Raw genomic sequence first — 12,778 nt, 5'->3', positions numbered from 1 at the left:
GTGAAGTCCGCTGCCTTTCCGGTGGCGAGCGAACCGATATCGTCGCGTCCGAGCACGGCGGCTCCACCAAGCGTTGCGATCTCGAGCGCCGTTCGCACCCCCATGAGAGGTTCGTCGCCGTGGAGGACTCTCGCCAGCAACATCGCGAGGCGCACTTCGCCGAGGAGATCACTTCCATCGTTGGAGGCCGAACCGTCTACGCCGAGACCGACGCGGATCCCGGCGCTCAGGTAGCTCATGACAGGTGCGATACCGGAACCGAGCCGCATGTTGGAGGCCGGACAGTGGGCAACGCCCGTATCGGTCTCGGCCATCAGTCGAATCCCGGCATCGCCGACATGGACGCCGTGAGCGAACCAGACATCGGGTCCGACCCATCCCAGCCGCTCGGCGTATGCGACAGGCGGCACTCCGAACTGCGCGATGCAGAACTCCTCTTCGTCTGCGGTCTCGGCCAGGTGCGTGTGCAGCGAGACCCCGTAGCTGCGCGCAAGCGCAGCTGCCTCGCGCATGGCGTCGGTCGTCACCGAGAACGGCGAGCAAGGTGCGACGACGATACGCAGCATCGACCCGGGTGTCGGGTCGTGATACGACTCGATGACCCGCTGCGTGTCTTCGAGGATCGCGTTTTCATCCTCGACGAGGGAATCCGGAGGAAGGCCGCCATCGCTCTCGCCGAGGCTCATCGAACCACGAGCCGCGTGGAAACGAATACCGACTTCCCGGGCTGCATCGATCGTGTCATCGAGGCGGCTTCCATTGGGAAACAGGTAGAGGTGGTCCGATGTGGTCGTACAACCGCTGAGAGCCAGTTCGGTGAGACCGACCTTCGCCGAGAGGCGAATGTCGGCGGGCGTGATTCTCGCCCAAACCGGGTAGAGGGTCTGGAGCCAGGGGAAGAGTTCGGCATCTTGTGTTCCGGGGAGTGCTCGTGTGAGCGTCTGATAGAGATGGTGATGGGTGTTGACGAGCCCGGGCAAAACGACATGACCGGACACGTCCAGGACCTCGTCGGCCCTGTCGGGCAGCTCTGCGGTCGGCCCGACCTGCTCGATCCATCCGTCGCGTGCAAACAGGCCACCGTCACTGATCTCGCGTCGATCCGGATCCATCGTGACCAGGACGGCTGCGTGTTTGACGAGGAGAGTTCCCATCAGGACCTCGCTTTCTCGTGGCAGTTCTTGCATCGATGTCCGGTCGATCAAGACTTCGTTTCGACTTCCGTCTTTGCATCGTACCGGCGTAATCTTGGTGGAACGGGGAAAGGTACACGTTGGAGGATTTCATCCGAGAGCTGCCAAAGGCCGAGCTACACATGCATATCGAAGGCTCCCTGGAACCCGAGATGATGATGGCCTTGGCCGAACGAAACGATATCTCGATTCCCTTCGCTTCGGTGAAGGAGATCCGCGATGCGTACGACTTCAATGACTTGCAGTCGTTTCTCGACATCTACTACGACGGTGCCTCCGTATTGAGAACCGAGCAGGACTTCTACGACCTGGCCTGGGCCTACCTACGGCGCGCCGCAGCAGATGGCGTGAAGCGGGCTGAGATCTTCTTTGATCCGCAGACACACACTTCGCGCGGCATCGCGTTCTCCACCGTCATCTCCGGTCTGCATCGCGCCGTTGACGACGCACGCGATCTTGGGGTGTCGGCCGCGTTGATCATGTCGTTCTTGCGCCACCTCAGCCCGGAAGAGGCGATGCAGACGCTCGATGACGGCCTCCGGTACCGTTCGTGGCTGATCGGTGTCGGCCTCGACTCCTCCGAGAAGGGGCGGCCGCCGGAGCTTTTCGGGGAGGTGTTCGCCAAGGCACGGAGCGAGGGGCTGCATCTCGTAGCCCATGCAGGTGAGGAGGGTCCACCCGAGTACATCCGTCAGGCTCTCGACGTCTTGGGGGTCGAGCGGATCGACCACGGCGTCCGGATCGATGAAGATCCCGGACTGGTCCGTCGGATCATCTCTGAACGAGTGCCCCTCACGATGTGCCCGCTCTCCAACGTCAAGCTTCACGTATTCGACAAACTCGAACATCACAATCTGAAACGCCTGCTCGATGCGGGAGCGATGGTGACGATCAACTCCGACGATCCTGCCTACTTCGGTGGGTACATCGCAGATAACTACGAGGCCACACGGATGCTCTCGGGCTGACCACGAGCGAGATCGTGACGATTGCCCGCAACTCGATCGAAGCTGCATTCGTCACACCCGCCGAACGCGAGAATCTACTGGCGGACCTCGATGCCTGTCAGCTCACGAGATGACGTTCGAGTACCTGCCACACTTCAGGGCCGGCGAGCTTCGTTCGTAGCGACGCCAGAGTTCTGATGAAGGTGGGAACCGCCTGCTCGGGATCCATGGGATTCGGCCGCATCACGGCGAGTACCGCCGGTGTCGGTCGCAGGACGAGGGTATCGGTCGCCGGCCAGGCGGTTGCGACGGCGACGAGTTCGTCGTGGAGTGCAGAACGCCCGACCCGGTCGAACATGGGCTCGTAGAAACGGGCCTTCTGGCGTTGCTCCTCCGCGGCCATGGGAGCGAGGATCAGAAGGAGGTCAAGCGGCTCGGGGTTGCCGAGTACCAGGTCCGCATTGGTCCCGGAAACAACCCCACCGTCGACGTAGTTGTTTCCCTCGATTTCGTGCGGAGAGAACACGATCGGGACGGCGGAAGAAGCCGCTACGGCGTCGCGAAGGGCAACGACCGGGGCGTTGATGGTGCCGAACGCCGTCCGGCGCCGCTCTTGTAGATCATATGCCACGATCACGGTCGGACGTTCCGGCCACGTGTCGGCGATCGTTGGGGCCTGCTCTGCGACCCAGTCCGCGATGCCTGAAGGGTCGTATCGTCCTGGAGCCCCGATCACGGAGGTGAGACCGGGCCGCCGGAAACTGGGAACAACGCCGTGTCGAATCCACCTCCCGACACCGTGGATACGGTCCCTTCGATACACCCAGGAGCGGATGCGCTTGGCGACATCCTCTTGCCCCTCGCCCCTCTTGACGATGCTGTCCAGCGACAACGTTCCTGAACGAACGACCGCAGCGGCGAAGGCACCCGCAGAGGTACCGACGATGACGTCCGCGGTCTTGGGCTGCCATCCAGTAGCCATCTCGACGGCCAAGAGAGCTGCAAGGTGATAGGAGGCGCCGGTGACGCCTCCACCTCCAAGAACGAGTCCGACCCTACTCACGGGCAAGAACACTACAGGTATGCGTCGCCATTGAGTGACGTCGCCCGACGACGATCAGGAACTTACGGTGGCGCCGAACTGGTGGTGACAGCTTGGGCAAGCTCGGTCGGACTCATTCGTGTCGGCCCCGCACCACGGGCACGGCAGCTCGGTCGCAGACCGATACGCTTCATCCCAGGTGCCGGCCTCGAACGCGAAGCCGTCACCGGCATCTTGAAATCGGCGGCCGGCGAAGACGACGAGTGCCGTGATGAGCGATGCCGTCAACAACAATTGCACCATGCGGTCTCCTCTCCTGGCGAAGTGTATGAGGGAAGCACTCCAGAAGGAGGGATTTCGCGATCTCTGCTTTCCACACGCATGCCGGGTACCGGCGTGGGGCATCGGGATGAGACCAGATTTCGACTGACAACGGGCGACCGAAAGCCGGCGGCTTCTCGGTCAGGTGATCGCCGACACCAATTGGTCGACGAAAGGCTCGAGATCTTCGAGTCGTCCGTCTCTCATTTCCGCCTGCCGGAGCAGCGACGCGGATATGTGAAACGCCAACCATGCTTTGAGCACGTGACCGTGGATGGTGGCCCCATATGCCTGGGAAAAGGCATCGACGGCCGCGCTGGCATGCTGGGAGAGCTGCCAGTAGGCGAACGTAAAGTCCCACTCGGGAGGGGCCAGCGTGGCCCAGGTCCAGCCGGTCAAGGTGACCTGTCCATCGTCGTTGATGACGAATGCCTCCGGCGCCGGTCGCGTATGGCTGGCGCGAGGAGGGCCGGAGGGAGGGAACTCCAGGTCGGCGGCGAGTTCAAAGACAAGAGCAGGAATCCTCAATCGGCGCCGGTAGCGTTCCAATCTGGTGAAGTTGCCTCTGCTCGCTGTGCGCATCCAGTCTGAATCGATTCCCGCTTCGAGATTGGACAGTTGTGAATAGTCTGCGTCGTGGAGCCTCCTGAGCAGGATTCCGGCTCGCGCCGCCGCCTTTGCGTCACCAGGCAGCGCTCCAAGCGTCCACCTTCCCGCGTCGGCCAGGCGGACCCACTCCAAGTCACCTGTGGATCCCCATTCGAGAACGGTCGGCAGTCCCGGCAAGCCGGCAAGAGCGTCGAGGGCTCTGCGTTCTCTACGTGCGTATGAGGAGGAGCCGTACACCTTGAGAACCGACATTTGCCCGTCGGGAGCCCGCAGCCGGAACACGCTGTTGGTTCCGGTGGAGAGCGCGTTGGCGCTTCCTCCAGCAGCAAGTGTGCGAGCGATGTCTCTTGGCTGCACGTCTCCCCTTTAGGAACCAGTCGGCGATGTGGACGGCTTCGTTTACGCTACAGCAGACTAGCGGTATGTGTTGCATGAATTGTGGGGTATCAAAGGATGACACTCCGAAGCAGCACGAGAGAAGAAGGTCAATGTGTCCATCGAAATCGAGTTACCTGACGGTTCCAGAAGGCCTTTCCCCGACGGCAGCACCGGGCTGGATGTGGCAACCAGTATCGGAAAGAGACTTGCTGCCGCAGCCGTGGCCGTGAAGCTCGATGGTGTCCTGCTCGATCTCACCCGGCCCCTTCCGCACGGAGGACGGCTGGAAATCGTTACGGGGAACACGGACGAGGGGCGCGAGGTGCTGCGCCACTCCGCTGCTCACGTGATGGCACAGGCAGTGCTCTCACTGTTCGAAGGTGCCCGGTTCGCCATCGGCCCCGCCATCGCGGACGGCTTCTACTACGACTTCGATGTCGGCCGTCCCTTCACCGGTGAGGATCTCGAGAGGATCGAGGCTCGCATGCGCGAGATCGTGGCCGAAGATCAGCCGTTCATTCGCGAAGAGGTCTCTGAGGAGGACGCCCTCGCGATGTTCGCCGATCAGCCGTTCAAGATCGAGATCATCGAAACGGTCGAGGAAGGCGAACTCGGAACCGTGATCTCGATCTATCGCAACGATGGGTTTGTGGACCTCTGCCGCGGCCCCCATGTTCCATCGACGTCGAAGATCAAAGCCTTCAAGCTACTACGCAGTGCGGGCGCCTACTGGCGCGGTGACGAGCATCGGCCGCAATTGCAGCGGATCTACGGGACTGCCTGGGAGGACAAGAAGGCCCTTCAGGCCCACCTGGAGCGTCTCGAAGAGGCGGAACGAAGGGACCATCGGAAGCTGGGCGCGGAGCTGGATCTCTTCTCGTTCCCTCCGGAGCTCGGTTCGGGCCTCGCCGTCTGGCACCCCAAGGGTGGAATCGTACGCAACGTCATCGAGGACTACAGCCGGCGGGTACACATGGAGAACGGGTACGAACTCGTGGTCACGCCGCACGTTGCGAAGGCGCATCTCTGGGAGACATCGGGTCATCTCGGCTTCTACGCCGAGAGCATGTACCCGGCCATGGAACTCGACCACGGTGATCCGTACTACGTGAAGCCCATGAACTGTCCGTTCCACGTCCTGATCTTCAAAAGCCGGAGCCGTTCCTATCGGGAGCTGCCACTGCGCCTGTTCGAGCTCGGAACGGTCTACCGGTACGAGCGCTCCGGAGTCATTCACGGTCTCCTGAGAGCGAGGGGCTTTACCCAGGACGACAGCCACATCTTTTGCAGCCGCGACCAGATCGGAACCGAGTTGCAGGGTTTGCTCGATTTCGTCCTCATGGTGCTGCGAGACTTCGGGTTCACCGAATTCGAGGCCGAACTCTCCACCCGGCCCGAGAAGTTCGTCGGCGAGCCGGAGATGTGGGAACTGGCGACCGCCTCGCTGGCGACCGCCCTCGAAATGGCGAACCTGGAGCACACGGTCTCGGAAGGTGATGGAGCCTTCTACGGGCCGAAGATCGATGTGCACATCAGGGACGCGATCGGTCGAAGATGGCAGCTATCGACGATTCAGGTCGATTTCTCGCTTCCGGAGCGGTTCGATGTCGAGTTTGCCAGCGCGGACAACACACGTGATCGTCCAGTGATGATCCATCGCGCCCTGTTCGGGTCCGTCGAGCGTTTCTTCGGGATCCTTCTCGAGCATTATGCAGGGGCGTTCCCCGCCTGGCTCGCCCCGGTGCAGGCTGCGATCGTGCCGGTCGCCGACCGGCACCTGGACTACGCCAATGAGGTTGCCTCCCTGCTTCGCGGCGCAGGGGTACGCGCTCGAGTCGACGAGAGTCAGGAGACCGTGGGGGAGAAGATCCGACGCGCCTTGTCGCTGAAAGATCCGGCGGTTCTCGTGGTCGGAGATCGTGACGAGGAGGCGCGAACCGTGGGTCTGCGCCTGTACAGTGCCGAAAAAGAGGAACGCGGCGTAGCCCTCGAAACTGCTCTGGATCAGTTGGCGGCACTGGTCGCACCGCCCCGATAGCGGCGATTTCGCCTAGATAGGGGAGACCGGCATAATCTTTTCTCCCAGGGAGGGTGCTGACAACCAGGGAGACCTTCGTGAAACGATTCGTCGAAACCATCTCCGCTGTCGTGCGGCGGTGGCCGTGGTGGACCATTGTGGTGATGCTCGTGTTCACCGCGGTCCTGGCTTCGTTTGCTCGACAGGCAAAGGTGACTTCCGGGCAGGAAGGGTTTGCTCCTGACACACCCGAGATCGCCGCGTCGGAAGAGATACGAGAGCTCTTCTCGACCGGAAGCAACGAACAGGTCATGCAGATCATCCTCAGCGGCGATGACGTCATCACCGCCGAGGGGGCCCAGACGGTCGCCAGTATCGAATCGGCGATACGTTCGAGCGACGCCGCTGCCTACATTTCGGACCGCTCAGATCGGGCCGGCATCGTGTCGTTTCTCGGAGGGGTACGTCAGGCAGCGCAGATGCAGGGCATGGACCTGGGCTCCATCTCCGATGAGCAGGTGAAACAGCTCTACAAACTGAGCCTGCAGCACGCGGCGGCGGGACAAGCCGACTACTTGCGTGCCCTTGCCTCCACGAAGGGGAATCACGATGAGGCCACGGCACCGGCCGGACTCGTTGTGGTGTTTCTCGACACGTCGGCCATTCCCAACACAGGCGATGACTTCAGTGCCGTCGTCAACGTCGAGAAGGAGATCGCGGCTACTGCGGAGCAGCACTCGTCCGGGGACATCGATGTCCAGGCGTTCAGCATGCTGCTGCTCTTCGGAGATGACTTCGACTTCTCCGCGGAGGTCGGTCGCCTCTTCCTGAGTGCGTTCTTGATCATCCTGCTGATCCTCGGGTACGTGTACTTCGTGCGGCCTCGCAGGGGGCGTTCCGGATGGAGCGCGATTCGGCGCACGGCCGCCGATGTCGCACTAACCCTGGCCGTGATCCTGACGGCAATCGTGTGGATGCAGGGCTTCGCCGTGCTGTTGGGGCCTGACTACCTCGGCGTGATCGGTGAGCTGAACCAGATCACCCAGATCATTCCCATCCTGCTCATCGGTCTTGGTGTGGACTACGCGATCCACTTGACCGGGCGATATCGGGAGGAGATCGGTCTCGGCAAGACGGTCGCCGACGCTTCCACTCGGGCGATCGGAACGGTGGGTGTGGCCCTCATCCTGGCGACCTTGACAACCGCTGTCGGGTTTCTGACCAATCTGATCTCACCAATCCCCGGGCTCAGAGACTTCGGAATCCTCACTTCGGTGGGGATCGTCGCGGCGTTCTTGTTGATGCTGACGCTGCTGCCGGCGATCAGGCTTCTGCTCGATCGCCGTGCCGAGCGTGGGGGACGGTTGCACGCGGAGTCATTCGTTGCCGACTCGACGGCAAGGGCGCTTCCTCGCATTGCCGCGCGCACGGCGGTGCTCGCAGAACGTCTTCCTGTCGTGACGCTGATGGTGGCATTGGTGCTCGGCGGCCTGGGCGCCTACGGGCTGACGCAGCTCAAGACGACGTTCAGCTTCATCGACTTTCTGCCGGAGAACTCGCCGAGCGTTCGGGCCTTCAAGACGGTGGAAGAGCAGTTCGCGGGGGGCTTCGGTGAAGCGACGAACGTACTCATCAAGGGTGATGTGGCGACGCCACAAGCGTATGAGGCGATGCTGGCGGCGTGGAAGCAACTCGACGACACGCCGGACGTGGTGAGTTTCGGTGGATTTGCGGCAGCAGAATCTCCGCTCGGGGTCATTGCAGACTTGTTACGGTCTGGAGACCAGACGTTCCTGCAGACGGCCGGAGCAGCAGGTTTGGGGCCAGATCTCACTGTTGGACCGGATTCCGATATCGCTGCCATCTTCGACGCGGCCATGGCCGCGGCACCGGAGGCGATGGGCAGGGTGCTTCACAAGGACACCGACGGTTCCTACACCGCGGCCCAGTTCGTGATACAGACCGGGGCGGGCGAGGAGCGGGCCGCCGCCCTGGCCGAGAACCTTCGCCGAGACTTCACCCCGGTCACCGATACGGGCTTGACGGCAGTTCCGACGTCGACATCGATCATCTCGGCGGTGATCGTCAACAAGCTCTCCAGTTCACAGCTCAGGTCGCTGTTCGTGGCGATTCTCGTCGCGATGTTGTTGCTGACCGTCAACTTCTGGTTCGAAACGCGACGTCCCTTCCTCGGTGTGATCACCATCGCGCCGGTCGCTCTCGTCGTGTTGTGGACTTTCGGCATGATGGCGCTGTTCGGGATCTCCTTCAATCCGGTCACGGCGACGCTGTCGGCGATGGCGATCGGGATCGGTGTGCCGTTCACGATCCACGTCACGCACCGTTTCGAAGAAGACCGGGTTCGCTATGACGATCAGGAGGAGGCGATTCGTTCGACTGCCCGGCACACCGGTGCTGCTCTGGCCGGCTCAGCCTTCACGACGATGGCCGGGTTCGGGATCTTGATGACATCCTCGCTCAGACCGATGCAGCAGATGGGTCAGGTGACGGTCTTCGCACTCGGTGCGGCCCTCGTCGCGTCGGTGCTCGTGCTGCCATCCATGCTGGCATTGTGGGATACGTGGCATCGCAAACGCAGCACCACGACGTTCGATCGTGAGCGGCTCAGAGCGCACGGACACATCGAGTAGCAGACGAGGGGGCTCCGTCCGGAGCCCCCTCGAGTCGCTGGTTGGTCGCAGCTAGATTCCGGCGATTTCTTCGAGCATCGCTGTCGTCAACGACTTCGGCCGCTCGATCGGATAACCGAGTGCCCTGTCCCAGACGATGTTGGAGAGGACGCCGAGGGATCGGCCGATTCCGAACAGGACCGTGTAGAAGTCGTACTCCTGGAGTCCGTAGTGCCACTGAATGACACCGGACTGGGCGTCGACGTTCGGCCACGGGTTCTTGGCCTTGCCCTGCTCCTCCAAGATCGGCGGGACGACCTTGTACAGCATGTCCACATACTTGAAGATCGGATCATCCGGCAGATGCTTCAGGCAGAAATTGCGCTGTTCGGCATATCTCGGATCGGTCTTGCGGAGCACGGCGTGGCCGAACCCCGGGATGACCTGACCGGAGTTCAGCGTCTCCCAGACGAACTCCTTCATCTTCTCTTCGGTGGGGACCTCACCACCCATCTTCTCCATGACACCCTGGATCCAGCGCAGCACCTCTTGGTTCGCGAGGCCGTGCAGAGGACCGGCGAGTCCGTTGATCATCGCCGAGGCGGCGTAGTAGACGTCCGAAAGTGCGCTCGCGACCAGATGTCCGGCGTGGGCACTCACGTTTCCGCTCTCGTGATCGGAATGGAGGATGAAGTACAGGCGGGCTACGTCATCGTATGGTTCATCGATACCCATCATGTGGGCGAAGTTGCCACCAAGGTCCAGATTGGGATCCGGAGCGATGGGGGTGTCGCCCCTGTACTTGAGGCGGTAGATGAACGCTCCCAGTTCGGGGAGTCTCGCCCACAGGTTGAGGGCGTCCTCCAAGGTGGGCTGCCAGTGATCCATCTTCCCGAGGCCCTTGTTGTAGGCCTTCACATACTCGGATTCTCTCTGCATGGCCAGGATGGCGGCGGAGAACATGGTCATCGGATGTGTGTCTCGTGGCATCGTCCTGAGCACGTCGAAGACGTACTGGGGGAGACCCGAGCGTTCCTTCAACTCCTGTACCAGCTCCGCAACGTCGTCCTCCGTCGGGATCTCCCCGGTGAGGAGCAGGTAGATGTGGCCTTCGACATAGGGCATTTCTCGTCCCGGGACTTTTGGCAGCAGCGCCAACGTCTCGGGGATGGTGTGCCCGCGGAACCGGATGCCTTCGTTCGGGTCGAGGTAGGAGATATCCGTGACGAGGCACCGTACGCCGCGTGCACCTCCAATGACCTGTCCAATCGTGACGTCCGAGACCTTCACACCACCGTATTCCTTGGCAAGCCGGGTGGTACGAGGCCTCCACTCATCGATTTTGCGCCCGAGCGCTTCCTTCAGTGCCATTGTTCCTCCTTGGCGGTTGGAGTTTCCCGCAAGAGTGCCACCGGCACCCGGCTCGTTGCGTCCGGGTTCATGGGGGCGCTCTCGTAGGAGCGTCGTCGTGTGCGTCTCCCTCCCTACGCCTCTTCCTTCTGGGCAGAAGCGATGATCTTCTGTGCTTCTTGCCTCGGGACCTCCTCGTAGTGGTCGAACGTCATTTCAAAACTACCCCGCCCACCCGTCATGGAGCGCAGGTCGATCGCGTACCGCTGCATCTCGGCGAGGGGAACCTCGGCGGTGACGATTCGAAAGTGCCCCTCCGAATCCATTCCCAGTACGCGGCCCCGCTTTGCGTTCAGGTCGCCGATGACGTCACCCATGTAGTCCTCAGGGACCCGGATGTCTACCCGGACGATTGGTTCGAGCAGAGTGGGGCGCAGATCTTTTGCAGCGGCCCTGACGGCCAGGATCCCTGCCATCCTGAAGGACAGCTCGTCCGAGTCGACAGAGTGGTACTTACCGTCGTAGACGGTTGCCTTGACATCGGTGACCGGGTACCCCGCAAGGATGCCTCGTTCGAGCCCCTCACGTACGCCTTTGTCGACGGCTGGAATGTACTGGCGGGGGATTGACCCACCCTTGATCGCGTTGACGAACTCGTACCCGGCGCCTCGGGGCAGTGGCTCGAAACGCAGGAATGCCACGCCGAACTGGCCTCTCCCACCGCTCTGCTTCTTGTGCTTTCCCTCTGCCTCCGCCTTGGCGCCGATTGTTTCCCGATAGGGGATCTTGGGGATCGAGGTATCGACCTTGACCCCGAACTTGCGTGACAGACGGGCGATGGTGACATCCAGATGGGTATCACCGAGTCCGGACAGGACCGTCTCCTTCGTCTCGGAACGCCGATCGACTTGCAGGGTGGGGTCTTCTTCCACGATGCGCGCCAGCGCGGTCGAGAGCTTTTCCTCGTCCTGTGCCGACTGCGGCGAGACGACGACGCTCATCACCGGCTTCGGCATGGCGACTCGCTGAATGGTGATCTTCGTGCCGGGCATGTGCAGCGTCTCACCGCCTCTGAGGTTCTCGACCTTGGCGACGGCTGCGATGTCTCCGGTGACCAGTTCGGATGCGTCCTTGTGCTCCTTGCCCTGCATGAAGAACAGGTTGTGCACCCTCACCCGCTCGCCGGAGGAGGTCTCGAGATTGTCGTCGGCATGGACGGTGCCGGAGAAGACCCGGAGCAGAGAGATGCGCCCCACGTACGGATCGGACGTGGTCTTGAAAACGTACGCCACAGGGTCTCCGTCCGTGGTGATGGCAAGACTGCCGCCTCCCTCGAGAGGGACCGGTGGTCGCTCGAGGGGACTTGGTCCAAACTCGGTGAGGAACTCCGCGAGCGTGTCGATACCGATGAGACGAGTCGACGATCCACAGAGTACGGGCTGTATGTCGCCCGTGAGGATGCCCTGCCGGGTGACTTCGACGATCTTTGCGCGGTCCGGTTCAACGCCTTCGAAGTAGGCCTCGAGCAGTTCGTCATCGGTCTCCACGACCGATTCGACGAGCGCCATGTGCATCTTCGACATCGTTTCTTCCATCGACTCGGGCGCCTGCGTGGGCGTACCTTTCGGATTTCCGTCCGTGTAGGTCACGGCGGTGTTGGAGACGACTCGTACGAGACCGCTGAGTTCGGCTTCGGTGCCGATGGGGACCTGAACGGGAGCGACGCCCTTTCCGAAAGCCTCACGGAGAGCATCGAGGGTGAGCGAGAACGAAGAACGCTCCCTGTCGAGCTTGTTGATGAAGATGATGCGGGGAAGACCTTCTTCGCCCGCCATGTGCCACATGGCCTCGGTCTGGACTTCGACGCCATCGACCCCGGAGACGACGAATAGCGCGAGGTCTGCTGCACGCAATGCCGAACGTGCATCCCCGACGAAGTCGGCATACCCGGGGGTGTCGATCAGCGTGATCTTGTACCCCTTCCAGGGGAGGGAGGCGAGAGAAAGCCCGAGGGAGAGTTTTCTCTCGATCTCCTCGGGCTCAAAGTCCGTGACGGTGTTGCCATCTTCGGTCCGACCGAGGCGGGTGGTCTCTCCGGCAGTGAAAAGGAGCGCTTCTGCAAGAGAGGTCTTGCCGCTCCCACCATGACCAACCAATGCGACGTTCCTGATTCTCTCCGGGACCACGTGACCTCCTGCCGTTTCGTTGATTCTAGTGAGCCTCGACCGATCTCCTGCCGCTGTTCGACCGCACGTACGGGGGTTGGAACATGGAGGCCCGTTCGTGGTACG

8 protein-coding genes and 1 pseudogene are annotated in these 12,778 nt (G+C 61.9%); 3 read left to right on the top strand and 6 right to left on the bottom strand.

Features of this window, described 5'->3' with window-relative positions:
* The coding region (locus GWP04_04310) for an 8-oxoguanine deaminase (protein ID NIA24770.1) at positions 1-1,154 on the bottom strand (1,154 nt) is incomplete at its 3' end.
* Between the two features lie 119 nt (positions 1,155-1,273).
* Between GWP04_04310 and GWP04_04305 the strand changes: the two are divergent.
* Positions 1,274-2,274, top strand: a pseudogene (locus GWP04_04305) (adenosine deaminase).
* Here the strand turns inward: GWP04_04305 and GWP04_04300 are convergent.
* The 3 genes from GWP04_04300 to GWP04_04290 form a co-directional block, all read right to left on the bottom strand.
* Positions 2,259-3,203, bottom strand: a complete 945-nt coding sequence (locus GWP04_04300) for a hypothetical protein (GenBank protein ID NIA24769.1) — start codon at positions 3,201-3,203, stop codon at positions 2,259-2,261. The pseudogene GWP04_04305 and the gene GWP04_04300 sit on opposite strands and share 16 nt — an antisense overlap.
* 54 nt (positions 3,204-3,257) lie before the next feature.
* Positions 3,258-3,485, bottom strand: a complete 228-nt coding sequence (locus tag GWP04_04295; GenBank protein NIA24768.1) for a hypothetical protein — start codon at positions 3,483-3,485, stop codon at positions 3,258-3,260.
* Positions 3,486-3,644: 159 nt separating this feature from the next.
* Entirely contained in the window at positions 3,645-4,469 is an 825-nt protein-coding gene (locus GWP04_04290; GenBank protein NIA24767.1) for a hypothetical protein, read from the bottom strand.
* A gap of 139 nt (positions 4,470-4,608) precedes the next feature.
* Here GWP04_04290 and thrS point away from each other — a divergent pair, with 139 nt between their 5' ends.
* Positions 4,609-6,528 carry a threonine--tRNA ligase gene (thrS, locus tag GWP04_04285; protein NIA24766.1) on the top strand — a complete coding sequence of 640 codons (1,920 nt, stop codon included), beginning with the start codon at positions 4,609-4,611 and terminating at the stop codon, positions 6,526-6,528.
* Positions 6,529-6,605: 77 nt separating this feature from the next.
* A complete protein-coding gene (locus GWP04_04280) occupies positions 6,606-9,158 on the top strand; it encodes an MMPL family transporter (protein NIA24765.1) in 2,553 nt (850 codons plus the stop codon).
* A gap of 51 nt (positions 9,159-9,209) precedes the next feature.
* Here GWP04_04280 and GWP04_04275 read toward each other — a convergent pair whose 3' ends face one another.
* On the bottom strand, positions 9,210-10,508 hold the full coding sequence (locus GWP04_04275; GenBank protein ID NIA24764.1) for a citrate (Si)-synthase: 1,299 nt from the start codon (positions 10,506-10,508) through the stop codon (positions 9,210-9,212).
* Positions 10,509-10,621: 113 nt separating this feature from the next.
* Positions 10,622-12,673, bottom strand: a complete 2,052-nt coding sequence (locus tag GWP04_04270) for an elongation factor G (protein NIA24763.1) — start codon at positions 12,671-12,673, stop codon at positions 10,622-10,624.
* Positions 12,674-12,778 lie beyond the last annotated feature (105 nt).

This window comes from Gammaproteobacteria bacterium (assembly GCA_011682695.1).
Taxonomy (GTDB): Bacteria; Actinomycetota; Acidimicrobiia; order Spongiisociales; family UBA4744; genus BMS3Bbin01.
Note: the sequence above shows the minus strand (reverse complement) of the source record. Positions and strands in the feature narration are given on the sequence as shown.

Excerpts from the sequence above, each read along its gene's own strand:
- GWP04_04295 (NIA24768.1), bottom strand. The coding sequence starts at position 3,485 with ATGGTGCAATTGTTGTTGACGGCATCGCTCATCACGGCACTCGTCGTC.
- GWP04_04275 (NIA24764.1), bottom strand. The coding sequence starts at position 10,508 with ATGGCACTGAAGGAAGCGCTCGGGCGCAAAATCGATGAGTGGAGGCCT.